General features: G+C 54.4%; 27 protein-coding genes. 21 read left to right on the forward strand and 6 right to left on the reverse strand.

All coding sequences use genetic code 11. From position 1 onward, the window contains the following. Window positions 1-7: 7 nt before the first annotated feature. From CWM52_RS05055 to CWM52_RS05090, 7 genes are all read left to right on the forward strand, one after another. Window positions 8-529 carry a fimbrial protein gene (locus CWM52_RS05055; RefSeq protein ID WP_100683089.1) on the forward strand — a complete coding sequence of 174 codons (522 nt, stop codon included), beginning with the start codon at window positions 8-10 and terminating at the stop codon, window positions 527-529. Window positions 530-545: 16 nt separating this feature from the next. Further along, the gene (locus CWM52_RS05060; RefSeq protein ID WP_100683090.1) at window positions 546-1,499 is read left to right on the forward strand and encodes a fimbrial protein; all 954 of its coding nucleotides are present in this window, start codon (window positions 546-548) and stop codon (window positions 1,497-1,499) included. 199 nt (window positions 1,500-1,698) lie between these two features. Beyond that, entirely contained in the window at window positions 1,699-2,466 is a 768-nt protein-coding gene (locus tag CWM52_RS05065) for an outer membrane protein (RefSeq protein WP_165457112.1), read from the forward strand. Between the two features lie 210 nt (window positions 2,467-2,676). Continuing rightward, window positions 2,677-3,477: an EAL domain-containing protein gene (locus tag CWM52_RS05070; protein WP_100683092.1), complete on the forward strand. Its 801-nt coding sequence runs from the start codon at window positions 2,677-2,679 to the stop codon at window positions 3,475-3,477. Between the two features lie 249 nt (window positions 3,478-3,726). Continuing rightward, window positions 3,727-4,458: a LuxR C-terminal-related transcriptional regulator gene (locus CWM52_RS05080; RefSeq protein ID WP_165785343.1), complete on the forward strand. Its 732-nt coding sequence runs from the start codon at window positions 3,727-3,729 to the stop codon at window positions 4,456-4,458. Between the two features lie 260 nt (window positions 4,459-4,718). Continuing rightward, on the forward strand, window positions 4,719-4,943 hold the full coding sequence (locus CWM52_RS05085; RefSeq protein ID WP_100683095.1) for an Hha/YmoA family nucleoid-associated regulatory protein: 225 nt from the start codon (window positions 4,719-4,721) through the stop codon (window positions 4,941-4,943). A gap of 310 nt (window positions 4,944-5,253) precedes the next feature. Next, window positions 5,254-5,835, forward strand: a complete 582-nt coding sequence (locus tag CWM52_RS05090; RefSeq protein ID WP_100683207.1) for a tyrosine-type DNA invertase — start codon at window positions 5,254-5,256, stop codon at window positions 5,833-5,835. A gap of 6 nt (window positions 5,836-5,841) precedes the next feature. On the opposite strand, the gene CWM52_RS05095 is transcribed toward CWM52_RS05090, so the two are convergent. The 4 genes from CWM52_RS05095 to acpH all read right to left on the reverse strand — a co-directional run bounded on the left by CWM52_RS05095 (window position 5,842) and on the right by acpH (window position 8,669). Beyond that, window positions 5,842-6,750 (reverse strand): LysR family transcriptional regulator, encoded by a 909-nt coding sequence (locus tag CWM52_RS05095; RefSeq protein WP_100683096.1) that lies wholly within the window; start codon window positions 6,748-6,750, stop codon window positions 5,842-5,844. Between the two features lie 152 nt (window positions 6,751-6,902). Then, a complete protein-coding gene (locus CWM52_RS27065) occupies window positions 6,903-7,022 on the reverse strand; it encodes an integrase core domain-containing protein (RefSeq protein WP_117433772.1) in 120 nt (39 codons plus the stop codon). 293 nt (window positions 7,023-7,315) lie between these two features. After that, window positions 7,316-7,918, reverse strand: coding sequence for a peroxiredoxin (locus CWM52_RS05100; protein WP_004858569.1), 603 nt, complete (start codon window positions 7,916-7,918; stop codon window positions 7,316-7,318). 169 nt (window positions 7,919-8,087) lie between these two features. Further along, window positions 8,088-8,669, reverse strand: coding sequence for an ACP phosphodiesterase (gene acpH / locus CWM52_RS05105; RefSeq protein WP_100683097.1), 582 nt, complete (start codon window positions 8,667-8,669; stop codon window positions 8,088-8,090). A 251-nt stretch (window positions 8,670-8,920) separates the two neighbouring features. Here acpH and queA point away from each other — a divergent pair, with 251 nt between their 5' ends. The 8 genes from queA to CWM52_RS05145 all read left to right on the forward strand — a co-directional run bounded on the left by queA (window position 8,921) and on the right by CWM52_RS05145 (window position 17,120). Further along, complete coding sequence (gene queA, locus CWM52_RS05110) at window positions 8,921-9,991, forward strand: tRNA preQ1(34) S-adenosylmethionine ribosyltransferase-isomerase QueA (protein WP_100683098.1); 1,071 nt, start codon at window positions 8,921-8,923, stop codon at window positions 9,989-9,991. A 53-nt stretch (window positions 9,992-10,044) separates the two neighbouring features. Then, entirely contained in the window at window positions 10,045-11,172 is a 1,128-nt protein-coding gene (tgt, locus tag CWM52_RS05115) for a tRNA guanosine(34) transglycosylase Tgt (protein WP_100683099.1), read from the forward strand. A gap of 22 nt (window positions 11,173-11,194) precedes the next feature. After that, the gene (gene yajC / locus CWM52_RS05120; RefSeq protein ID WP_004099423.1) at window positions 11,195-11,527 is read left to right on the forward strand and encodes a preprotein translocase subunit YajC; all 333 of its coding nucleotides are present in this window, start codon (window positions 11,195-11,197) and stop codon (window positions 11,525-11,527) included. A 25-nt stretch (window positions 11,528-11,552) separates the two neighbouring features. Further along, on the forward strand, window positions 11,553-13,400 hold the full coding sequence (gene secD / locus CWM52_RS05125; RefSeq protein WP_100683100.1) for a protein translocase subunit SecD: 1,848 nt from the start codon (window positions 11,553-11,555) through the stop codon (window positions 13,398-13,400). Between the two features lie 10 nt (window positions 13,401-13,410). Then, on the forward strand, window positions 13,411-14,382 hold the full coding sequence (gene secF, locus CWM52_RS05130) for a protein translocase subunit SecF (protein WP_100683101.1): 972 nt from the start codon (window positions 13,411-13,413) through the stop codon (window positions 14,380-14,382). A gap of 114 nt (window positions 14,383-14,496) precedes the next feature. After that, complete coding sequence (locus tag CWM52_RS05135) at window positions 14,497-15,888, forward strand: M24 family metallopeptidase (RefSeq protein ID WP_100683102.1); 1,392 nt, start codon at window positions 14,497-14,499, stop codon at window positions 15,886-15,888. Between the two features lie 111 nt (window positions 15,889-15,999). Next, window positions 16,000-16,377: a VOC family protein gene (locus CWM52_RS05140; protein WP_100683103.1), complete on the forward strand. Its 378-nt coding sequence runs from the start codon at window positions 16,000-16,002 to the stop codon at window positions 16,375-16,377. 47 nt (window positions 16,378-16,424) lie between these two features. Beyond that, window positions 16,425-17,120, forward strand: coding sequence for a helix-turn-helix transcriptional regulator (locus tag CWM52_RS05145; protein ID WP_100683104.1), 696 nt, complete (start codon window positions 16,425-16,427; stop codon window positions 17,118-17,120). 51 nt (window positions 17,121-17,171) lie between these two features. Here CWM52_RS05145 and CWM52_RS05150 read toward each other — a convergent pair whose 3' ends face one another. Both CWM52_RS05150 and CWM52_RS05155 read right to left on the reverse strand, forming a co-directional pair. Further along, window positions 17,172-18,056, reverse strand: a complete 885-nt coding sequence (locus CWM52_RS05150; RefSeq protein WP_100683105.1) for a nucleoside-specific channel-forming protein Tsx — start codon at window positions 18,054-18,056, stop codon at window positions 17,172-17,174. A 295-nt stretch (window positions 18,057-18,351) separates the two neighbouring features. After that, the gene (locus tag CWM52_RS05155; protein WP_100683208.1) at window positions 18,352-18,894 is read right to left on the reverse strand and encodes a DUF3251 domain-containing protein; all 543 of its coding nucleotides are present in this window, start codon (window positions 18,892-18,894) and stop codon (window positions 18,352-18,354) included. Between the two features lie 149 nt (window positions 18,895-19,043). Here CWM52_RS05155 and nrdR point away from each other — a divergent pair, with 149 nt between their 5' ends. The 6 genes from nrdR (at window position 19,044) to pgpA (ending at window position 23,272) form a co-directional block, all read left to right on the forward strand. Further along, window positions 19,044-19,493 (forward strand): transcriptional regulator NrdR, encoded by a 450-nt coding sequence (gene nrdR, locus CWM52_RS05160; protein ID WP_004858609.1) that lies wholly within the window; start codon window positions 19,044-19,046, stop codon window positions 19,491-19,493. A gap of 3 nt (window positions 19,494-19,496) precedes the next feature. Beyond that, entirely contained in the window at window positions 19,497-20,600 is a 1,104-nt protein-coding gene (gene ribD / locus CWM52_RS05165) for a bifunctional diaminohydroxyphosphoribosylaminopyrimidine deaminase/5-amino-6-(5-phosphoribosylamino)uracil reductase RibD (RefSeq protein WP_100683106.1), read from the forward strand. A 212-nt stretch (window positions 20,601-20,812) separates the two neighbouring features. Further along, the gene (gene ribE / locus CWM52_RS05170) at window positions 20,813-21,283 is read left to right on the forward strand and encodes a 6,7-dimethyl-8-ribityllumazine synthase (protein WP_004858618.1); all 471 of its coding nucleotides are present in this window, start codon (window positions 20,813-20,815) and stop codon (window positions 21,281-21,283) included. A 22-nt stretch (window positions 21,284-21,305) separates the two neighbouring features. Further along, on the forward strand, window positions 21,306-21,725 hold the full coding sequence (gene nusB / locus CWM52_RS05175; protein ID WP_004858621.1) for a transcription antitermination factor NusB: 420 nt from the start codon (window positions 21,306-21,308) through the stop codon (window positions 21,723-21,725). 76 nt (window positions 21,726-21,801) lie between these two features. Continuing rightward, window positions 21,802-22,776 carry a thiamine-phosphate kinase gene (gene thiL / locus CWM52_RS05180; protein ID WP_100683107.1) on the forward strand — a complete coding sequence of 325 codons (975 nt, stop codon included), beginning with the start codon at window positions 21,802-21,804 and terminating at the stop codon, window positions 22,774-22,776. After that, a complete protein-coding gene (gene pgpA / locus CWM52_RS05185) occupies window positions 22,766-23,272 on the forward strand; it encodes a phosphatidylglycerophosphatase A (protein WP_100683108.1) in 507 nt (168 codons plus the stop codon). Before thiL ends, pgpA begins: the two co-directional genes overlap by 11 nt. Window positions 23,273-23,368: the final 96 nt, after the last annotated feature.

Raw genomic sequence — 23,368 nt, forward strand, 5'->3', positions numbered from 1 at the left:
GCGGCAGATGAAGAACAATTTAACGGCATCCCGGTGGTGTGGTCTGTTGGGGGCGGCCCTGCTGCTGGCCAGCGGTGTGCCGGCCCGGGCTGCCGACGTGACCATTACTGTGAACGGAAAGGTGGTGGCCCGGCCGTGTACGGTATCGACGACGTCCACCACGGTGGATCTGGGAAATTTATTTACCTTTGATCTGGTTTCTGCCGGTTCGACGTCGGGCTGGCAGTCGGTCAGTCTGGATCTGACGAACTGTCCGGTTGGGACTTCGCAGGTGAAAGCGACGTTCAGCGGGACGGCGGACAGCTCCGGACTTTACTATGCCAACCAGGGCGGGGCGGGAAGCATCGCTCTGCAGCTGGCGGACAATGCCGGAACCAACCTGCCGAATGGGGCGACAAAGCAGCTGGCCGTAAGCTATCCGGCGCAGACAGTGAGTTTTCCGCTGCAGGTACGGGCGATTACGGTGAACGGGAATGCCACGCAGGGGAGTATTCAGGCTGTGGTTAATGTTACCTATACATATTCCTGAAGAAGAGGTGGAATAAATGTTGAATTTGATAAAAAACATCACATTAAGCTCGAAATTATTTTTTTTTATATTTTTATTTATTTTAAGTGCGAAAACCTTTGCATTTTCCTGTATGACAACAGCAGGGCCTATATATGATGGTGGGGGATCGGCTAACGTATATGTTAACCTGGCGCCTCAATTATCATCTGGTCAGGTTTTGGTTGTTAATCTTGGGGATAGTATAAGTTGCAGAAATGACGATCCAGCTAACTTCTGGGATTATGCAAGAATTGAGGCAGGTTCGTCATATTCTGGTGTTTTGAATTCATTTCATGGCACATTGAGTTACTATGGTACTTCATATAATCTTCCACTTTCTTCGCCCACATCTTATTTTCAATATACCTGGGGGCAGTATCAACCATTAAATCTAATGATGTATTTAACCCCGATCGGGAATAATGTATCCGGAACGTCAATTAAACAGGGTGATCTGATTACTGTGTTAAATTTATTTAAGCAAGCATATTATAGCACAGGGAGTGGAGCTGGTCATTCATCAGGTAATACCTCTATGACATGGTATATATATGCAAATAACAATACAGTCGTGCCAACTGGTGGTTGTGACGTTTCATCCAGAAATGTAATTGTTAATTTGCCGGATTATCCTGGTAGTATGACACCAGTTCCTCTCACTGTTAGTTGTTTACAAAGCCAGAAACTTTCTTATTATATTTCAGGTGCAGTTGCGAATACAGGTAATAATATTTTTTCAAACACAGCCAGTTCGTCTTCTGCTCAAGGTGTGGGAATAGAGATCTCCAATGCAAATGGGGTGCTTTCTACTGGCAGTAATGTATCCCTTGGTACTGTCGGAGCATCTGCGGTTGACCTGGGGTTAAAGGCAAACTATGCCCTGACCGGGGGGCAAGTAATAGCTGGTAATGTGCAGTCACTTATTGGTGTGACATTTATTTACCAGTAATGCGTTTTTAAAACTTAAAATTATCATGATATTTCACATTTTTAATGTGCATTCTTTGAAAGCTGTTTAATGAGAAAATTTAAATGCATTCTTATTCTGACGGGGTTTTATGTCATGGTCTGTGTTGTTATTAATTTAATACCGACCCCCGACTCCGCATGCTGAACGGAATGAAATAACTGGTTGTGAGGACTCAATGATGAATAAATTAATACTGGGGATTGCCGTTATTCTGGCCGGGCATACCGGAATGGCCAGTGCATCCGGATTTTATGTTGCTGCAAAAGCCGGGGCCACGCAGGTGCGCTCAACGGAAAATACTCTGTCCAGCTCCATGCTGGCCGGGGGACTGAATAATACCGTCGGGGAGATCGATGTTCCGTCGGCCAACAGAACCAATTTTACCCCTTCTTTTGCAATGGGGTATGAGTTTTCTACCGACTGGGAGCAGCCTGTCCGCCTCGAACTGGCATATCTTGCCGGTGGAGAGGTCAGTCAGAACAGCACGCTGAACACTACCATGACCAGTGGCTGGGTCGATAGTGGCAAATTCATTCAGAACCTGCCCGTATCAGTACAGCGTCAACAGAAGACCCGGGTCAGCACACTGATGCTGAACGGTTATTACGATTACACCACCGGGACGCCATTCACGCCCTATATCACAGGCGGGGTTGGTGTGGCATTGCTGAAAAATGCCGCTTCGCTGAGTCAGTCGTCTGCCGGGCTATCTTTTAGCTCTGACACCTTCAGTCAGAACAACACTCAGATGGCCTGGTCTTTGGGGGCCGGGGTTGCCTGGGCTCTCACGCCTGCTCTGTCGCTTGATGCTGGATATCTGTTCACTAACGCCGGTGATGTCACCACTGAGGGGACGGCCAGTAACGGCATCATCACCTCGACCTGGAAAAGCCACACTCATCTTCAGTTGCACACGCTTCAGTTGGGCCTGCGCTACACCTTCTGATGCTCCTGCTGTCCTGTCACATTTTTCCTGGCGGGAGAGCGGGGCCGTAAAAAATAACAACAGTGCGGTGATGGAACCGTCACCGCCATCTCTCCGGCGCCACACCAGGGAGCCAGAGAACGGGTCAGGCACCGGGGGAAACCCTACCTGACCACATCGCTGATATCAGTATATACACCAGCGCCGGAGAATACCGGCGGAGAGAACAACATGGTAATAACCCGCATCCCGGTACCGGATATGGTGACGTCATCACTGCTGCTGACCGTTCCGGCCTTTGGCCGGGTCTGGCAGCTTTCGCCGGTCTTCGGACCGATTTTTTCCCCTGACGGTAGCCTGATAGCCCTGGAGATGCTGTCGCGTATCGCCGACCGTGACAGCGGGGTGGCGGCCTCCCCGGAGATGTTTTTTGCCCAGATCCCCCTGACGGAACAACGACGCATCCTGGTCTGGCAGCTTGAAGTCCTGACGCTGCTGGCCCCCTGGTGTGCCACCCGACGCCTGTCGGTCAGTCTTAATGTCTCTCGTACTCTGGCTCTGCGGATCCTTGCCGATCCGGATGTATCGGAGTCGGCCAGTCTGCTTGCGCCCTGGCTGCGCCTGGAGGTCAGCGAACGCTTCCTCAGTCCGGATAACCGGCCGGAGCAGGACCCGCTTCTGTCAGCCCTACAGCCGCTGGCGCCGCTGTGGCTGGATGACTTTGGGGCTGGAACCACGGGACTCACCTGGCTGTTGTCCGGGGTGTTTGAGGGCGTGAAGCTTGACCGGCACCTGTTCCGGGACCTGACCGCCTTGCCGGAGGGGCCCTCGTTTCTATGCTCACTTGCCACTCTTGTGCGGGCTCAGGGAGCACAGCTTATCGCTGAGGGCGTTGAGACTCAGGAACTGCTGGAGGTTGTGGCCTGCTCGGGACTTGATGCCTGCCAGGGATGGCTGTGGCCTGAGGTGGCGGCGGCGCAGCTGGCCGACCTGCCGGATCATCTGCCCTCACTGACGGAGCATAACCGATGAGATCTTTTTTTATCTGGCTGATACCTCTCTTGCTGCCACTGCTGGCGATCCTCCAGTCTGGGGGCGGGTATAACAGGCCGACACCGCGTACGGACCGGCCGCTGACGGTGATGCTCATGGTGCCTGCCCGTCACATTCTGGTGCAGATCAGTACCGGCCCCCAGGACCAGGTCTATTCCCTTAATCCGAAGGACGGAAACAGTCCGCTGGACTGGTATGCCCTGCAACCACCGGGCTATGGGGGACGGCATGCCTGAACCTCTTCTGGTTTTTGACCGGACTCTGGTGATGGACAGTCTGGCCCTGACCGGAATGGTGCTGTGCGATCTGGCTGACGAGGCGGCAGGACGACCCTGCAGCGAACTGCTGCCCAGTCTGAGTGCCCTGTACGAACGGCTGGTGGCGTTGCGCGCCAGTCAGCCGGAGGCCCGGGTGCTGATTATCACTGAACTGCTGGATCAGCAGAGCAGTCTGCAGGAAGGGATAGCGATGCTGGATGCACTGCAGGGGCTGTGCCAGGGGGGGCGCTGTCGGGTGATGGTGTGCACGGCGCAGACCGACCCGCTTCTGCTGAAGGCGGTCGTGAACCGCAGTCCGTCAGTCGTGGTTCTGCGCCAGGAATCGCTGGGCGTACTACGGCAGGCTCTGCGGATGGCTGGGGGCGCGTGGCCGGATACCGTCATGAGTCCGGCCGTGACCGAGGGGCTGATGCTGACCCGCGAGGTGAATCTGACGCCACATGAGCTGGAGTGTCTGGTGACACAGGCAGACGGTCTGGGACTGAAGACATCGGCGAAAGTGATGAATATCAGTTACAGGACGGTGGCGGCTTACCGGCAAAACCTGTCGAAGCGGTCAGACCAGGGGCGGCAGATGACGTTTTCATGGCGCATTGCGCAAATGCAGAAACCAGGGGGACCCCGCTGCGGGTATGAAATCCTGGATCTGAAAAAGAAGATCAAAGATGAAAGAACAAGATAAAAGAGCGAGGAGAGGTGGGATGGGACTGTCATTCAGGGGAAAAGTGTGGCTGGCGTGCGCGATGTTCTGCGTGGTGTTCTGGTATGGCGTTGGATGTTTACTGTACCGGTTGTTGCTGTAGGGGGACCGGGATGAAGAGTGAAAATGAGTCCGGCTCTTTTCCAGAATGGGGGTTAGCGCTGCTGCGCAAGGCGATATGGTGCGCGTGGTGTGGTTTTGCCGTGTGGTTTTTCTGGCGGCTGTGGGGGTGAGGTCAGCGTATGAGAGAGAAGGCAGAATTACCGGGCAGGATGGAGCTGGTTCGTAAACTGCGGCGTATTCACAGTAAGGAAACGCTGGAATTAGTGGTGGCACACATGGAGGGGAAGCTGCCGTCGGGCCAGCGGGAGGTCCTGCGATCGGCCGCCGACCATCGGCGGGCGGAGTTAGTCACGGGGCAGTTTTTTGACCGGGTGCCGTCTTACGTCTGGCGCTATGTGCGCTGAGATGCCATATCGTTCTGGGAAAGGAATCTCAGGAAATAAATATCCGGGTAAAAATTGCGACGGGGATGGCTGCTGGCGCGGTGGCCGGCTATCTCTGAGGACAGACATAGATGATCACTCCCGCTGTTATTACGGCAATGGCCTAGACGCCGCGAATGGGAGAGTCGTAGTCTCGTCGTCATTACGTTTCCATAAATGGAATCCTTATTATCAATAATGTCTATTTACTTACCTTGCTGCTTACATAAAATAGAATCCCTTATGTTTTGAAGTGAACTAAGAAAATAATAAATCAATGCCGGGTATTAATATGAAAAAAAGAAAATATCTCACAGAGCATGAAATAAACTTACTTTTAGATTCTGCAAATAAGGGCATGAATGCAGAGAGGAACTACTGTATGATTTTGATGGCATATCGCCATGGGTTCAGAATAAGTGAACTTCTTGCTCTCACGATGGCGGATGTTGATATACAATCAGGAGTTATTTATGTAAAAAGACTTAAAAATGGTTTTTCAGTATATCATCCGTTGTCAGAAGATGAATGTCATGCTTTAAGTAAATGGTTAAGTTTGAAAAAAATGACATCCACCAGCGTGACATCTGAGGCCATATTTACGACTTCCTCAGGGGCAGCAATCTCGCGTTCGCAGGCCTGGAAAATTATATCTAAATGTGGCGTTGAAAGTAACATAGGTTTCAGAGTTCATCCTCATATGTTACGTCATTCATGTGGATATAAACTTGCTGAACGTGGAACTGATACCAGATTGATTCAGGATTATTTAGGGCACCGGAATATTCGACATACGGTACTCTATACTAAAAGCAACTTTAATCGATTTACCGGGTTGTGGGGGAGTGCTACCACGCCCCCTATAGCTGTGTAAGAGGGCTCAGTGACTATTGAGGATTACACTAAGCTGGCTATTAATATAATCCAGGAAAAGACGAGCGCTTTTTGAAATATTTCTGGTGCCTGTAATGATATATACAGGTAAAGGCTTAAAAGACCACTCTTCCAGAATGGGGACGATAGCCCTGGAGCTCAGCTCTCGGTGAATGATTTCAGGCGTCAAAACAGCAATTCCGCCATTATTCTCCGAGAGTTTTAGCATCATGGATATATTGTTTGCAGAGTAAATGCCAGAGACATTGATTCGGGTAATATCATTTCCTCTGAACAAAATCCATTTTTCCGGCTCTTTCATGTATGAAGGCAGAATGCATTGATGGTGAATAAGATCATCCGGATGTTCAGGGGTTTTATATTGTCTCAGATAAGCAGGGGAGGCATATAGTTTGCGACATAGAAAACCGACAGGCCTGGCGATAAGAGACATATCACTAATGTCACCGATGCGAATGCATATATCTATTTGCCTTTCAGTGATATTGACTTTGACAGGGGTGGTATCGAAAATAAATCTGATGTTGGGATAGGAAGTAGAAAATCTATTCATAAGCGGGGATATAAAAGATATACCAAAATCCACCGGTAAAGAAACGCGTAATACCCCGGAAAGAGAATTGTGTGAGTCCTTCATCTCACGTTCCAGATCTGTCGCGTTTTTAATAATAGCATCCGCGTACTTAAGATAGTGTCTGCCAATTTCAGTCAGAACTATTCCTCGAGATGTTCTGGTGAATAGCTGGATATTAACCCTTTTTTCCAGGGCTGAGATCCTTCTTGATAATGTTGCAACTGGAATACCCGATTCAATACTTGCTGCGGTTATACTTGATGATCTCCCTGTAATCACAAAGTAAATTAAATCCTGTAGGTTTGGTATCGATTTATCCATTAGTGTCTATCTCGATGTAAAAGCATTACATACCAGTCTCAGGTACAAGATATATATCCCTTGCCGGAAAGTTTACGGTGAACAGACAAATAGTATATGAATGCTTCATCGAGAGTATTTATCTATTGCCAGCATTATCTATATCTATACTCTCACTCTATTCCCGGTATCACATCTGCCAGTGACTTGAACCCGTAAACGTTCAGACACGCGTCGCGAAAACGGTCATTAAACGACCCGAACGGGGCATTATCTGCTGGTTTACGGACCATGAGAAGCCTACGTCATGCTATTTTTATCTGTCGGTTATAAAGTTCTCCGCCTGTCCGCAATCATTCTGGGCTTCGCGGATTTGGCCATTATTGATGCTTCATCACTACCATCTTCTTCACCCAATGCTCTGGCTCCAATGGGTTATCTGACATTCCTGACGACATCAACGGTTACAGAAAACGACAGGACACTCCTCCAGTTCGTTTCCCGGGTTTAAGTCAGAAACGCGTCTGACGGGTTAAGAAAACAAAAAAGGCCCGCATGCGCGAGCCTTCTTCTGAACATGGGCCGATTACAGGCTGGACACGTTCTCGGTCAGGTATTTAGCCACGCCTTCCGGAGAAGCGGCCATACCTTCTTTTCCTTTTTCCCACTGCGCCGGGCAAACTTCGCCGTGCTCTTCGTGGAACTGCAGCGCGTCAACCATACGCAGCATTTCGTCGATGTTACGACCCAGCGGCAGGTCGTTAACCACCTGGTGGCGAACCACGCCGTTAGCATCGATCAGGAAGGAGCCGCGCAGCGCCACGCCTTCGTCCGGGTGTTCGATACCGTAGGCTTTCTGGATTTCACGTTTGATGTCAGCAACCATCGCGTATTTAACCGGACCGATACCGCCCTGGTCTACCGGGGTGTTACGCCATGCGTTGTGAACGAATTCAGAGTCGAAGGAGACGCCAACCACTTCTACGCCGCGCTTCTGGAATTCTTCGTAACGTTTGTCAAAAGCGATCAGCTCAGACGGGCACACGAAGGTGAAGTCCATCGGCCAGAAGAACAGGACGGTCGCTTTACCGTTGGTGTGTTGTTTGAAGTTGAATTTCTCAACGATTTCACCGTTACCTAAAACAGCTGCAGCGGTAAAATCCGGAGCCTGACGAGTGACCAGAACCATATGATTCTCCTGTTAATAATAAGGTTAATTGGAACGCAACGCGGGCAAGTATAGGGACTGGTTCATGCGAACTCAACGTGACGTTGACAATCAATGAGATAGGTTTTTCCTATCAATTTATATCGGGAAATGGTGTTCAGAATAGCCTTTTTGTGAGAAAGCGCAATCTTTATAGTTCACGCCTGGTGGCCTGCGCCATCATGCGCGGATAAAACTGCCAGAACTGCTGCTCGAGTTTATCGTAGTGGGTATCCAGATCCTGCCAGGAGTCGCGCAGGGCATCAAGGCGCGGACGACGACTGGCCATACCGTTGAGGACGCTCTGAATAAAGTCCATATCCTCATAGCGTTCAAGCCAGCGCTCCGACCACAAATAGGCATTGAGATTGACGAAGCGCGGCGGCGAATCGGCTAATACCGGCGTGACCTGTGCCTGGGCATAGCGGACAAACTCGTTGAGCGGCATATCGGGTGAAATGCGTGCCCAGTGGTGCGACAGGAAGTGATCCCACATGACATCCAGCGTAATGGGCGCCACGCGGCGGGTCTGCGGGCGAAACCAGTCGCGCGCTGCTTTGACTTCCGGCAGATTATCGGTCATGACGTCGATGCGCCGGTGCATAAAAATGCCGTCGACAATGTCGGCCGGATAGTCCGCCTGGGGATTGCCGCGAACGAAATCTGCCAGAAGATTGCCGGGCAGGGAACTGTCGGCGAGATGGGCTAAATGCAGGTGTGCGAGAAAATTCATAGACCTTTTATCCTTCAAACTGCCTCTTTGTTGGCTAAGCTACCCGGCCCATCTTTGAGCCTCGCCCTCCCGGGCCGCCACTCCGCAGCGTTCAAATCTGTTCCTGACGAATTTGTCATTCAACTGCCGCGTCGATGCATCTTGAATGGTTTTGTGTATAGATTATGTTATTCATCCAGAGGGGTAAAGGTTGCAGGGAGGACGCCCCGGCACTAGACTACCCGCCTCTTTATTTCGTCTGAGCCATCGTCATGCGCGTTACCGATTTTTCCTTTGAACTACCCGAATCCCTGATAGCCCACTACCCGCAGCCTGAGCGCAGTCGCTGTCGCCTGCTGTCGTTAGACGGTCCGACGGGAGCGCTGACGCATGGAACTTTCACTGACTTACTCGACAAACTTAACCCGGGCGATCTGCTGGTCTTTAACAATACCCGGGTGATCCCGGCGCGCCTGTTTGGCCGTAAAGCCAGCGGTGGCAAGATTGAAGTGCTGGTCGAGCGCATGCTGGATGACAAACGCATTCTGGCGCACATTCGCGCGTCTAAAGCGCCGAAGCCGGGAGCGGAGCTGCTGCTGGGCGATGATGAAAGCATCAACGCCACGATGGTGGCGCGTCACGACGCGCTGTTTGAAGTCGAATTTAACGACCCACGTCCGGTACTGGAGATCCTTAACAGCATCGGCCATATGCCGCTGCCGCCGTATATCGCTCGTCCGGACGAAGACGCCGACCGCGAACTGTATCAAACCGTCTACAGCACCAGGCCGGGGGCGGTGGCCGCGCCGACCGCGGGCCTGCACTTTGACGATATGATGCTGGAGAAGCTGCGCGAGAAAGGGATTGAAATGGCGTTTGTGACGCTGCACGTTGGCGCGGGGACGTTCCAGCCGGTGCGCGTGGAGACCATTGAAGATCACATCATGCACTCCGAGTACGCCGAAGTGCCGCAGGAGGTTGTTGATGCGGTGCTGGCGGCGAAAGCGCGCGGCAACCGGGTCATCGCGGTGGGCACCACCTCCGTCCGTTCGCTGGAGAGCGCGGCGCAGGCGGCGAAAAAAGACCTGATTGAGCCGTTTTTCGGCGACACACAGATTTTTATCTATCAGGGATATCAGTACAAAGCGGTTGATGCGCTGGTGACCAACTTCCATCTCCCTGAATCGACTCTGATTATGCTGGTTTCAGCCTTTGCCGGCTATCAGCACACCATGAATGCCTACAAGGCTGCGGTAGAACAAAAATATCGCTTTTTTAGCTACGGGGACGCGATGTTTATCACGTACAATCCGCAGGCTATTTTTGAGCGTGTCGGGGAATAACGCCGCGACATGAGTATTTAACGTCAGACTGTTTTTCTGACGCAGGAGTTAACATGAAATTTGAACTGGATACCACCGACGGACGCGCTCGCCGCGGCCGCCTGGTGTTTGATCGCGGCGTGGTTGAAACGCCAGCCTTTATGCCCGTTGGGACCTACGGCACCGTAAAAGGGATGACGCCGGAAGAAGTGGAAGCCACCGGCGCGCAAATTATCCTCGGCAACACCTTCCACCTGTGGCTGCGCCCGGGTCAGGAAATCATGAAGCTGCACGGCGACCTGCATGATTTTATGCAGTGGAAAGGACCCATCCTGACCGATTCCGGCGGCTTCCAGGTGTTCAGCCTCGGCGATATCCGTAAAATTACCGAGCAGGGCGTCCACTTCCGTAACCCGATCAACGGCGATCCTATCTTCCTCGATCCGGAAAAATCGATGGAGATTCAGTACGATCTCGGTTCCGATATCGTGATGATCTTCGACGAATGTACGCCGTACCCGGCGGACTGGGATTACGCTAAGCGCTCGATGGAAATGTCTCTGCGCTGGGCCAAGCGCAGCCGCGACCGTTTTGATGGTCTGGGTAACAAAAACGCGCTGTTTGGCATTATCCAGGGCAGTGTTTACGAAGATTTACGTGATATCTCCGTTAAAGGTCTGGTAGATATCGGTTTTGATGGCTACGCTGTCGGCGGTTTGGCTGTCGGTGAGCCGAAGGAAGACATGCACCGTATCCTGGAGCACGTTTGCCCGCAGATCCCGGCCGACAAACCACGCTATCTGATGGGCGTCGGCAAGCCAGAAGATCTGGTTGAAGGGGTGCGTCGCGGTATCGACATGTTCGACTGCGTCATGCCAACGCGCAACGCGCGTAACGGCCACCTGTTCGTCACCGATGGCGTGGTGAAGATTCGTAATGCGAAGCATAAAAGCGACACCGCGCCGCTGGATGCCGAGTGTGATTGCTATACATGTCGCAATTATTCACGCGCTTACTTGCATCATCTCGATCGTTGCAACGAAATATTGGGCGCGCGCCTCAATACCATTCATAACCTTCGCTACTATCAGCGTTTAATGGCTGGTTTACGTAAGGCTATCGAAGAGGGTAAATTAGAGAGCTTCGTGACCGATTTTTACCAACGTCAGGGGCGACCTGTTCCTCCTTTGAACGTTGATTAATTTTAATAATGAGGGAATTTGAATGAGCTTTTTTATTTCTGATGCGGTAGCAGCAACCGGTGGCGCGGCGCAGGGTAGCCCGATGTCTCTGATTCTGATGCTGGTGGTGTTCGGTCTGATTTTCTACTTCATGATCCTGCGCCCACAGCAGAAGCGCACCAAAGAACATAAAAACCTGATGAACTCTATCGCCAAAGGTGATGAAGTGCTGACGAATGGCGGCCTGGTGGGTCGCGTCACGAAAGTTGCTGAAAGCGGATACATTGCTATCGCGCTGAACGACACCACTGAAGTGGTTATCAAACGTGACTTCGTAGCTGCCGTTCTGCCGAAAGGCACCATGAAGGCACTGTAATCCACTTTTCCCTAAGGGAACTGCCGTGTTAAACCGTTATCCTTTGTGGAAGTACATCATGCTGGTCGTCGTGATTATCGTCGGCCTGATGTATGCGCTCCCCAACCTGTATGGTGAGGATCCGGCCGTTCAAATCACTGGCGCGCGCGGTGTCGCCGCCAGTGAGCAAACGCTGATCCAGGTCCAGAAAACGTTACAAGAAGAAAAAATTACCGCTAAGTCTGTGGCACTGGAAGAGGGCGCAATCCTTGCGCGCTTCGATACCACCGATGTCCAGCTGCGCGCACGTGAAGTGCTGGTGGACGCGTTAGGTGATAAATACGTCGTGGCGCTGAACTTAGCTCCGGCGACGCCTCGCTGGTTAGCGGCTATCCATGCCGAGCCGATGAAGCTGGGTCTTGACCTGCGCGGCGGCGTACACTTCCTGATGGAAGTGGATATGGACACCGCGCTGGGCAAACTGCAGGAACAAAATATCGACAGCCTGCGCAGCGAACTGCGTGAAAAAGGCATCCCTTACGCTACCGTGCGTAAGGAAGACAATTATGGTCTGAGCATCGCTTTTCGCGATAGCGCAGCGCGCGATCAGGCCATCTCCTGGCTGAGCCCGCGTCACCGCGATCTGGTTATCTCCACGCAGGGCGCTACCGGCCTGAAAGCGGTGATGACCGATGACCGCCTGAAAGAAGCTCGCGAATACGCCGTACAGCAGAACATCAACATTCTGCGTAACCGTGTGAACCAACTGGGTGTTGCCGAGCCGCTGGTACAGCGTCAGGGCGCCGACCGTATCGTGGTTGAACTGCCGGGTATTCAGGATACCGCGCGGGCGAAAGAAATTCTGGGCGCCACGGCGACGCTGGAATTCCGTCTGGTGAACAGCAACGTTGACAGCGCCGCTGCCGCTTCTGGCCGTGTCCCTGGCGACTCGGAAGTGAAATATACTCGCGAAGGTCGGCCGGTTGTGCTGTACAAGCGCGTGATTCTGACCGGTGACCATATCACCGACTCCACTTCCAGCATGGACGAGTTCAACCAGCCGCAGGTTAACATCTCGCTGGACAGCGCCGGTGGTAACATCATGTCTAACTTCACCAAGGACAACATCGGCAAACCGATGGCGACCCTGTTCGTGGAGTACAAAGACAGCGGTAAGAAAGATGCCAACGGTCGTGCGATTCTGGCGAAAGAGGAAGAGGTGATTAACATCGCCAATATCCAGTCTCGCCTGGGCAACAGCTTCCGTATTACCGGTATCAGCAACCCGAATGAAGCGCGTCAGCTCTCTCTGCTGCTGCGTGCGGGGGCGCTGATTGCGCCGATTCAGATCGTTGAAGAACGTACTATCGGCCCGACTCTGGGTATGCAGAACATCAAACAGGGTCTGGAAGCGTGTCTGGCCGGTCTGGTGGTGTCTATCCTGTTCATGATTTTCTTCTACAAGAAATTCGGTCTGATCGCGACCTCTGCGCTGGTGGCTAACCTGGTCCTGATCGTCGGTATCATGTCCCTGCTGCCTGGGGCTACGCTGAGTATGCCGGGGATTGCGGGTATCGTGTTAACCCTTGCGGTAGCGGTCGATGCTAACGTACTGATCAACGAACGTATTAAAGAAGAGTTGAGCAACGGACGTTCCGTTCAGCAGGCGATTGATGAAGGTTACCGGGGTGCATTCAGCTCGATCTTCGATGCGAACATTACGACGTTGATCAAAGTTATCATCCTGTACGCGGTCGGTACCGGTGCAATTAAAGGGTTTGCGATTACCACCGGTATCGGTGTGGCAACCTCGATGTTTACCGCTATCGTCGGCACCCGTGCCATCGTGAACCTGCTGTACGGCGGCAAGCGCGTTAAAAAGCTGTCTATCTGAGGAGTGCGTTGTGGCACAGGAATATACTGTTGAACAATTGAACCACGGCCGTAAAGTCTATGACTTTATGCGCTGGGACTACTGGGCTTTCGGCATTTCAGGTTTTCTGCTGATTGCCGCCATTGTCGTGATGGGCGTGCGCGGATTTAACTGGGGTCTGGATTTCACCGGCGGTACGGTGATTGAAATCACCCTCGAAAAACCGGCCGAACTGGACCAGATGCGTCAGGCGCTGCAGAAGGCGGGCTTTGAAGAGCCGCAGGTGCAGAACTTCGGCAGCAGTCGCGACATTATGGTGCGTATGCCGCCGGTGCATGATGTCAACGTCAGTCAGGAGCTGGGCAGCAAGGTCGTTAGCGTGATTAACGCATCGACCAGCCAGGACGCGACGGTTAAGCGTATCGAGTTCGTGGGGCCGAGCGTCGGGGCTGACCTGGCACAAAGCGGCGCGCTGGCGCTGCTGGCGGCGTTAATCTGTATCCTGGTGTACGTTGGTTTCCGTTTCGAGTGGCGTCTTGCCGCCGGGGTGGTTATCGCGCTGGCGCACGACGTGGTCATTACGATGGGCATCCTCTCGCTGTTCCATATCGAGATTGACCTGACTATCGTCGCTTCGCTGATGTCGGTTATCGGCTACTCGCTGAACGACAGCATCGTGGTATCTGACCGTATCCGTGAAAACTTCCGTAAGATCCGCCGCGGTACGCCGTATGAGATCTTCAACGTGTCGTTGACCCAGACGCTGCATCGTACCTTGATCACCTCCGGAACCACGTTGGTGGTGATCCTGATGCTGTATCTCTTTGGTGGCCCGGTACTGGAAGGCTTCTCGCTGACCATGCTGATCGGTGTCTCTATCGGTACGGCCTCGTCTATCTACGTTGCGTCCGCACTGGCGCTGAAGCTGGGCATGAAGCGTGAGCATATGCTGCAGCAGAAAGTAGAAAAAGAAGGGGCGGATCAGCCGTCCATTCTGCCGTAAGGCAGTCCCGTTCTGATAACGCAATCCCGGTCGCAAGGCCGGGATTTTTTTATTACAGCCCGGCCAAATTTCGCTACTCTCCACTCTTAACGCTTGATGAGATGGAGATCCCCCATGGCCGCCATAGTCCTTTCTGCCGTCGCCCAACCGACCGTCTGGCACGATGTGCCTTCCGTTACGCTCAGTGATGAAACGCTACGCCAGCGTAAAGCCAGGGTGCTTGCGCAAATGCGCCAGCATGGCTACGACACGCTGATCGTGTATGCCGATAAAGAGCACGGCGGAAACTTCGAATATCTCACCGGCTTTATCCCGCGGTTTGAAGAAGCCTTGCTGGTATTGCATCGCGAAGGGGAGGCGGTGCTGGTGCTGGGCAATGAAAATCTCAAGCTGGCGGCCTTTGCTCGCCTGGAAAACCGGGCGATCCATGCGCCGTGGTTCTCGTTGCCGAATCAGCCGATGAGCAATGAAAAAAGTCTGCCGCAGCTGCTGCAGGATGCCGGTATCAGCCGCGGGAAAAGTCTGGGCCTGGTGGGCTGGAAGCTGTTTACCGGCAGCGCTGACGACCGTTCACAGATGTTCGATCTGCCCGCTTTTATCGTGGACGCGATTCGCCAGGCCGCCGGACAGCAGGCGGTGGTGCTCAATGCCACGGCATTATTTATCGCTCCGGATGGCGGAGTGAGAACGGTCAATTCTGCCAATGAGCTGGCCCACTATGAATATGGCGCCAACCTGGCGTCGACGGCGATCCTCACGGCGTTGAATGCCATCGAGCCGGGAAAAACGGAAAAACAGATCGGCGCTCTGCTGGCGGCAGATGGCCAGCCCAACAGCGTGGTGATGATTGCCGCCACCGGCGATCGCTTCGCCGATGCCCGTCTCTATCCTGGCGATAAGGTTATCCGTCGCGGCGATAAATTTTCGCTCACCACTGGGTTTAAAGGCGGCTTAAGCAGTCGGGCCGCCTACGTGGTCAGCGATGAGACGGAGCTGGCGCCGGAGGTGGCGGACTACCTTGATGTGGTGGCGAAACCCTATTTCCGGGCGGTGGTCAGCTGGCTGGAGCATCTGCGTATCGGTATGCCCGGCGGCGAGATGTACGCCCTGATCGAGCGGGTTTTGCCGAAGGCGGAGTACCATTGGCATCTTAATCCTGGGCATCTGGTGGCTGATGAAGAGTGGCTCTGTTCGCCGATCGGGCCGAACGCCGACGCCTGTTTGCGAAGCGGGATGATTCTGCAAATCGACATTATTCCTTCGCGAGCGGGTTACGCCGGTGTCAGCATTGAAGACACCGTGGCGCTGGCGGACGAGTCTCTGCGCCACGAGCTGGCGCAGGCGTATCCGGAGCTCTGGCAGCGTATCGTCACCCGACATCGCTATATCCGGGAACGACTGGGGATTGCGCTACCGGAGGCGGTGCTGCCGTTGTCGAACACCGTCGGCTATCTCCGCCCCTGGCTGCTTGATAAGCAGCGGGCTCTGGTTTGCACGGCGGGTTAATCGCCAGCGGCAAACGGTGTGGCCGCAGGGATGTCGATCCCTACTGACAGTACGCTGTCAGTAGCCCTGCCATACACTCCTCCTGAACCCAAACAATGGACAGGAGGATGTATGAACACCGTAATTAACTGGTTTGAAATTCCGGTCGCCGATATGGATCGCGCCGTGGCGTTTTACGAGCCGGTGCTGCAGGTGACCCTGCGTCGGGAAAATATGGATTGCGCTGAAATGGCCGTTTTCCCGTATCAGGACCCGGCACCCGGCGGCGCGCTGGCAAAGTTTGACGGGGTTAAACCTGCCGATCAGGGATGTATTATCTATCTGCATACTGACAATCTGGCCGCCACGCTCGACCGCGTGAATTCCGCTGGCGGGAGCTGCGTCTTTGGCCCGCTTGAACTGGCGGACGATATTGGCACCATCGCGCTGTTTATGGATAGCGAAGGGAACCGGATTGGCTTGCATCAACCTAAACACCTGTCTCACTAACGCTCTTGACGCCAGTGGGCAGGCTTAAACCATGAGATAAGTTAAAAATGAGCCGACGCGCCGACCGCCTTTTTCAAATCGTGCAGATCCTGCGGGGGAGAAGGTTAACCACCGCCGGGCTGCTGGCGGAGCGGCTCGGCGTATCGGAGCGCACTATCTACCGGGATATCCGCGACCTGTCGCTCTCCGGCGTGCCGGTGGAGGGCGAGGCCGGAAGCGGATATCGCCTGCTGGCAGGCTACAGTTTACCGCCTCTGATGCTGACGACCGAGGAGTCGGAAGCGCTGGTGGCCGCCATTCGGCTACTGCAAACCTGGGGAGGCGAATCACTGTCCCAGTCACTGGAGTCGGCCCGGGAAAAGGTGCTCGCGATTTTACCTGAAGAGAGTCGGCGTAAGGCCGAGCAATCGCGGCTGTTTGCGCCGGATTTTGGCGCCCAGGGGTACAGCAAAGCGCAGTTTGATCTGGTGCATCGGGCGGTTTCCGGCCAGCGGGTGCTGGCGCTGCATTACCGCGATGAAGCGGGAAAGGTGTCGCAGCGCGAAGTGCTGCCGCTGGGGCTCTTTTTCTGGGGGGAGCGCTGGCTGCTGGTGAGCTGGTGCGAGCTCCGCGACGATTATCGCTGCTTTCGTCTCGATCGCTGCCTGGACGTGGCTGCCACCGGGCGCCTTTTCAGCGAGCGGGCCGACCGGTCATTGAGCGATTTTCTGCGTAAGGTGAGGTGTGAAGAGCGTGAGCCATAAGGCGGGCCAATCGATATCCCCGGCGCCGAGGCCGGGGATCATCAGGCAGGATTAGAAGTTGTAACCCACCACGAAGTAACCACCCCAGCCGGTAGAGCGAACGTTGAAATCGCCATCGCCGAAGTTCAGCTTCGCATCATCGGCCCACTGGCCGCCGTTATGGAAGTAACGAGCGACGATCGAGTAGTGCCAGTGCGCGTAGTTCAGCGCCAGGATATGGCTGGAGGCGATGGAGTTGCCGGTGCGTGCGTGCTTGCCGTTCAAGTCATAGAAGTTGTCATTGCCCAGATCGGAACCCCAGTCAAAGTTGGTGAAGCCGATATAGCTCAGCGAACCGCCCCACAGGTCGGTCAGCGGGACAAAGTATTTCACTTTGAAACGGTAGCCATCCCATTCGTTTTCGTTGGATGCGCCGTAGTTCTGCCACTGATATTTCGCATAGACGTTCAGAGACAGGCTCATCGGCAGACCGGTATCGATATCGGTACCGAGACCCATATACCAGGTGCTCTGACGACCGGACGCGTTGCGGCCCATGTCGTAGATATAGTTGTTGGCGAAATACCACTCTTTGAACGGGCCGAAGCTGAGATCGGTATTGGTCAGCTTGTCAATAGAGAAACGCGGCTCAATTTCCATAAACAGTGGGGAACCGTGGTTCCAGATACCTTTGGCCGTGCTGTTACCGCCGAAGAATACCGGCGCATCCATGTAACCGTAGAAATCAAACCAGTCTTTTTTGGCAAATGCTTCGTATTCCAGATAGGTATCGTTACGAATTTGCGGTCCAAAACGGGTGTGGTAGCTACCCACCACGTTCACACTCTGGTGCCACCAATCGGACAGATACTGCGGTTTGTCGTTTTCTGCCGCGCCAGCAGTGAACGATGTGGACAGCGCCAGTACGGCGCCTGCTGCCAGTAATGTTTTTTTCATAAGGATGCCACTGTTTTGAATTAAGCCAAAAGGCGTGAAGAACGCTGCCGAAGCGTTGCTAAATATTTCGTATCTCTGTGGGGGTCTATTATAGAAATCATTGCTCACAAAAATACGTGTTGTTTCACATAACGTAAACATACGTAATCGATTGCGTTCACGATTCTATGCATTTCCTGGCAGAATGCCACTGAAATTGATCCAGACGGTCAATTTTTACTGAACTGTTTGGAAAAACTGTAAATGGATTTTGGGGCGGTCGAATCCGGGTATCGGCGACACCCGGCGAAGGCGATTATTGTGCGCTTGCGGGCTGGATATCGTGAATACGCAGGAAGCCAAGCTGCTGAGGCGTGACGCCGTTCAGGCGGAGCGGAATATCGACGTCGCTCGGCGCCAGGATGCTGGCAGGGGCGCTAATCAGCCGATCGCGCACGTTAACCTCCCGGTAATTCTGCGTGGTGCCGGTGAGTTGCCCCCAGGCGACGGTGGCGCTGAACGCCGGTAGCGGGTCGTTTGATTCCCCCTGAATACGCAGCGTCAGGCGGGTACCGTCGGCGTCGGCGGCGATATCACGCAGCGACATACGCAGTGTGCCTATCTGGCTTTCGAGGCGCGCCGGGGTCCTGGCGCCGGGCAAAAGATAAACGCCGCTGCTCGATTTCGCATTCAGTGCGTTTTGCTGGGTGATTTTCACCGTCTGCTGATTAAGCTGAGTCATCTCTTTGCTCAATGTGCTCACGCTTTCATGCATCTGACGGACTTCACTTTGCTGTGCGCAGGCGCTGAGGGTAAACAGCGTGGTCAGCATCGCCAGCTTCAAATAACGTCTTGTCATGGTCATGGATTCCGTTTTCAGGGGGATATTTCATGGTAGATCGTCTCCGTCCACGAGCCATAGATCCTTTGTCTCAAAAGCTCTTTCTTTGTTGTCGCGGCACTTCGCGGTAAACTACCTGTCAGTTTAACTTCCTGTCAGGACGCGCTATGCATTGCCCTTTCTGTTTCGCCGTAGATACCAAAGTGATCGACTCTCGTCTGGTGGGCGAGGGCTCTTCTGTGCGTCGTCGTCGGCAGTGCCTGGTTTGTAACGAACGTTTCACCACCTTCGAGGTGGCGGAGCTGGTGATGCCGCGAGTGGTCAAGAGCAACGATGTGCGGGAACCCTTCAATGAAGATAAACTGCGCAGCGGAATGCTGAAAGCGTTGGAAAAACGGCCGGTCAGCGCCGATGATGTGGAAATGGCGCTCAATCATATCAAAACCCATTTACGCGGTACCGGCGAGCGCGAAGTCCCGAGCAAAATGATCGGCAACCTGGTGATGGAGCAGCTGAAAAAGCTCGATAAAGTCGCCTATATCCGCTTTGCTTCCGTCTATCGTAGTTTTGAAGATATCAAAGAATTCGGCGAAGAGATCGCCCGCTTACAGGATTAAGCCATGCATGACGAAATGTACATGGCGCGAGCGCTTAAGCTGGCGCAGCGCGGGCGCTTCACCACCCATCCCAATCCGAATGTCGGCTGTGTGATCGTCAAGGACGCTGAGATCGTCGGCGAAGGTTTTCACTATCGCGCCGGCGAGCCGCATGCGGAAGTGCATGCGCTGCGTATGGCCGGCGAAAAAGCCCGCGGCGCCACCGCCTATGTGACCCTGGAGCCCTGTAGTCATCATGGCCGCACGCCGCCGTGCTGCGACGCGCTGATTGCCGCGGGCGTGACCCGCGTCGTGGCCGCTATGCAGGACCCCAACCCGCAGGTGGCGGGGCGCGGCCTGTATCGCCTGCAGCAGGCCGGTATTGACGTCAGCCATGGCCTGATGATCGGCGAAGCCGAAGCGCTGAACAAAGGTTTCCTCAAGCGGATGCGCACCGGTTTCCCCTACGTACAGCTAAAAATGGGCGCTTCACTGGACGGTCGCACCGCGATGGCCAGCGGAGAAAGCCAGTGGATCACCTCGCCGCAGGCGCGACGCGACGTGCAGCGCCTGCGGGCGCAAAGCCATGCGATCCTGACCAGCAGCGCGACCGTGCTGGCAGACGATCCGGCATTAACCGTACGCTGGGAAGAGCTCGGTGCCGATATTCGCGCGCGCTACCCGCAGGAAAATCTGCGCCAGCCGCTGCGTATTGTTGTCGATAGCCATAATCGCGTTACCCCTGAGCACCGCATCGTGCATCAGCCCGGAGAGACGCTGTTCGCTAGCACCCGGGCCGATGACCGCAGCTGGCCGGAAAGCGTGCGAACGCTGATGGTGCCGGAACACAACGGCCATCTCGATCTGGTGTTGCTGATGATGCAGCTTGGCAAACAGCAGATTAACAGCATTTGGGTGGAAGCGGGCCCGACGCTCGCCGGCGCGCTGTTGCAGGCCGGGCTGGTGGACGAGCTTATCGTCTATATTGCGCCTAAACTGTTAGGCAGCGACGCGCGCGGGCTATGCGTGCTACCGGGGCTTGAGAAACTGGCCGATGTCCCCCATTTCAAATTCAACGAGATACGCCAGACAGGTCCCGATCTTTGCCTGCATTTAGTCGGCGCATAATCTCCCTGACCGACAGGGAAAGCAGCATCGCTACACGCATTCATTCAGGATGCGTCGAGGCGGCCAACCGGAGAATCCTGCTTGCTTACAGCGGTAAGCGACCGGGGTCGACAGGCGCTGCCAACGCGCAGGCAGTTTGAAGGATGAAGTGTATAAATTATTATGATAGAATCCGCCCCCCTTGCGGGGCTATATGAACCCGAAGGAAGAGTATGAACATTATTGAAGCTAACGTTGCTACCCCGGACGCTCGCGTCGCCATCACCATTGCGCGTTTCAACAACTTTATCAATGACAGCCTGCTGGAAGGCGCTATTGACGCTCTCAAGCGCATCGGTCAGGTAAAAGATGAAAATATTACCGTTGTTTGGGTTCCAGGCGCGTATGAGCTGCCGCTGGCGGCTGGCGTGCTGGCTAAAACCGGTAAATATGACGCGGTGATTGCTCTGGGTACGGTGATTCGTGGGGGTACCGCGCACTTTGAATATGTGGCTGGCGGAGCAAGCAATGGCCTCGCACATGTCGCGCAGGACAGCGAAATCCCGGTAGCCTTTGGTGTTCTGACGACAGAAAGCATTGAACAAGCCATCGAACGCGCTGGTACCAAAGCCGGTAACAAAGGCGCAGAAGCTGCGCTGACCGCGCTGGAAATGATTAACGTATTGAAAGCCATCAAGGCCTGAATTTTTTTGTAAGGGGAATTCCGTGAAACCTGCTGCTCGTCGCCGCGCCCGTGAGTGTGCTGTCCAGGCGCTTTACTCCTGGCAGTTGTCCCAGAACGACATCGCTGATGTTGAATACCAGTTCCTGGCGGAGCAGGATGTCAAAGATGTTGACGTTCTGTATTTCCGCGAACTGCTGTCCGGAGTGGCGACTAACAGCGCATACCTCGACGGCCTGATGAAGCCGTACCTGTCCCGCCTGCTTGAAGAGCTGGGTCAGGTAGAGAAAGCGGTACTGCGTATCGCCCTGTTCGAGTTGTCTAAACGTGACGATGTGCCATACAAAGTTGCGATTAACGAAGCTATCGAACTGGCGAAAACCTTCGGCGCCGAAGATAGCCACAAGTTTGTTAACGGCGTGCTGGACAAAGCAGCCCCGGCAATTCGTCCCAACAAAAAGTAAACTCCAGGCCGGGTCTCGCGGGATGTCATCCACGCAAGGTCCGGCCTTATTCTTTTCTTTTGCTGAGGCATAACGTATGGCATGCGGCGAATTTTCCCTGATTGCCCGTTATTTTGATCGCGTAAAAAGCAGGCGTCTCGATGTGGAAACCGGCATCGGCGATGACTGCGCTCTCCTGAACATTCCCGAGAAAAAAACGCTGGCAATCAGCACCGACACCCTGGTGGCGGGCAACCATTTTTTACCTGATATCGATCCTGCCGATCTCGCTTACAAGGCGCTGGCGGTCAATCTGAGCGATCTCGCGGCGATGGGCGCTGAACCGGCGTGGTTAACGCTGGCGTTAACGTTGCCGGCAGCGGATGAAGCCTGGCTGGAATCGTTCAGCGACAGCCTGTTCATGCAGCTCAACTATTACGATATGCAGTTGATCGGCGGTGATACTACTCGCGGTCCGCTGTCGATGACCCTGGGTATTCACGGTTTTGTCCCGCCGGGGGGCGCGCTGAAGCGTTCCGGGGCGAAACCCGGCGACTGGGTATATGTCACCGGCACCCCCGGCGACAGCGCCGCAGGGTTGGCTATTTTGCAGGACCGTCTTGTGGTAGCGTCAGCCGCTGATGCCGACTACCTGCTGGCGCGCCATTTGCGCCCGATGCCGCGCGTATTGCAAGGACAGGCGCTGCGCGATCTGGCCAGCTCGGCTATCGATCTGTCCGACGGTCTGATCTCCGATCTGGGGCACATTCTTAAGGCCAGCGGCTGCGGCGCGCGGATCGACCTTGACGCGATGCCGTTATCCGATGCGCTGCTGCGCCATGCAGAGAGGGAGCAGGCGCTGCGCTGGGCGCTCTCTGGCGGTGAAGACTACGAACTGTGCTTTACCGTGCCTGAACTTAACCGCGGCGCGCTTGATGTGGCTATCGGCCAGCTTGGGGCGCGCTTTACCTGCATCGGACAGATTAGCGCCGAGGCGGACGGTTTGCAGCTGATGCAATCCGGTAAACCGGTCCAGCTGGATTTACAGGGGTACGATCACTTTGGTGCGTAGTAAAGATGTCGCAAAAAGTCGCCTCAATATGCGCAATCCGTGGCATTTGCTGGCGACCGGTTTTGGTAGCGGGTTAAGCCCCGTGGTGCCCGGTACGATGGGCTCGCTGGCCTCAATCCCGTTCTGGTATCTGATGACATTTCTCCCCTGGCAGCTCTATTCGCTGGTGGTGATGATGAGCATCTGTATCGGGGTGTATATTTGCCACCGCACGGCGAAAGATATGGGCACCCACGACCACGGCAGTATTGTCTGGGATGAGTTTGTCGGGATGTGGATCACCCTGATGGCGTTGCCGACGCTTGACTGGCAATGGGTCGCCGCCGGGTTTGTGATTTTCCGTATTTTTGATATGTGGAAACCGTGGCCCATTCGCTGGTTTGACCGCAATATTCACGGCGGGATGGGGATCATGGTCGATGATATCGTCGCCGGGGTGATCTCTGCCGGCGTGCTGTACGTCATAGGCCATCACTGGCCGATTGGTCTTTTCTAAATACGGTCCTGCGTAGCGCCCCTGGGAAATCGAGCAGGCAGGCGTTTCCCGGAGGCGGTGCTGCGCACCTGTGCGGGCTACCGGCCCGCAGGCGTT

It is taken from the genome of Raoultella sp. T31 (assembly GCF_002806725.1).
Classification (GTDB): domain Bacteria; phylum Pseudomonadota; class Gammaproteobacteria; order Enterobacterales; family Enterobacteriaceae; genus Klebsiella; species Klebsiella electrica.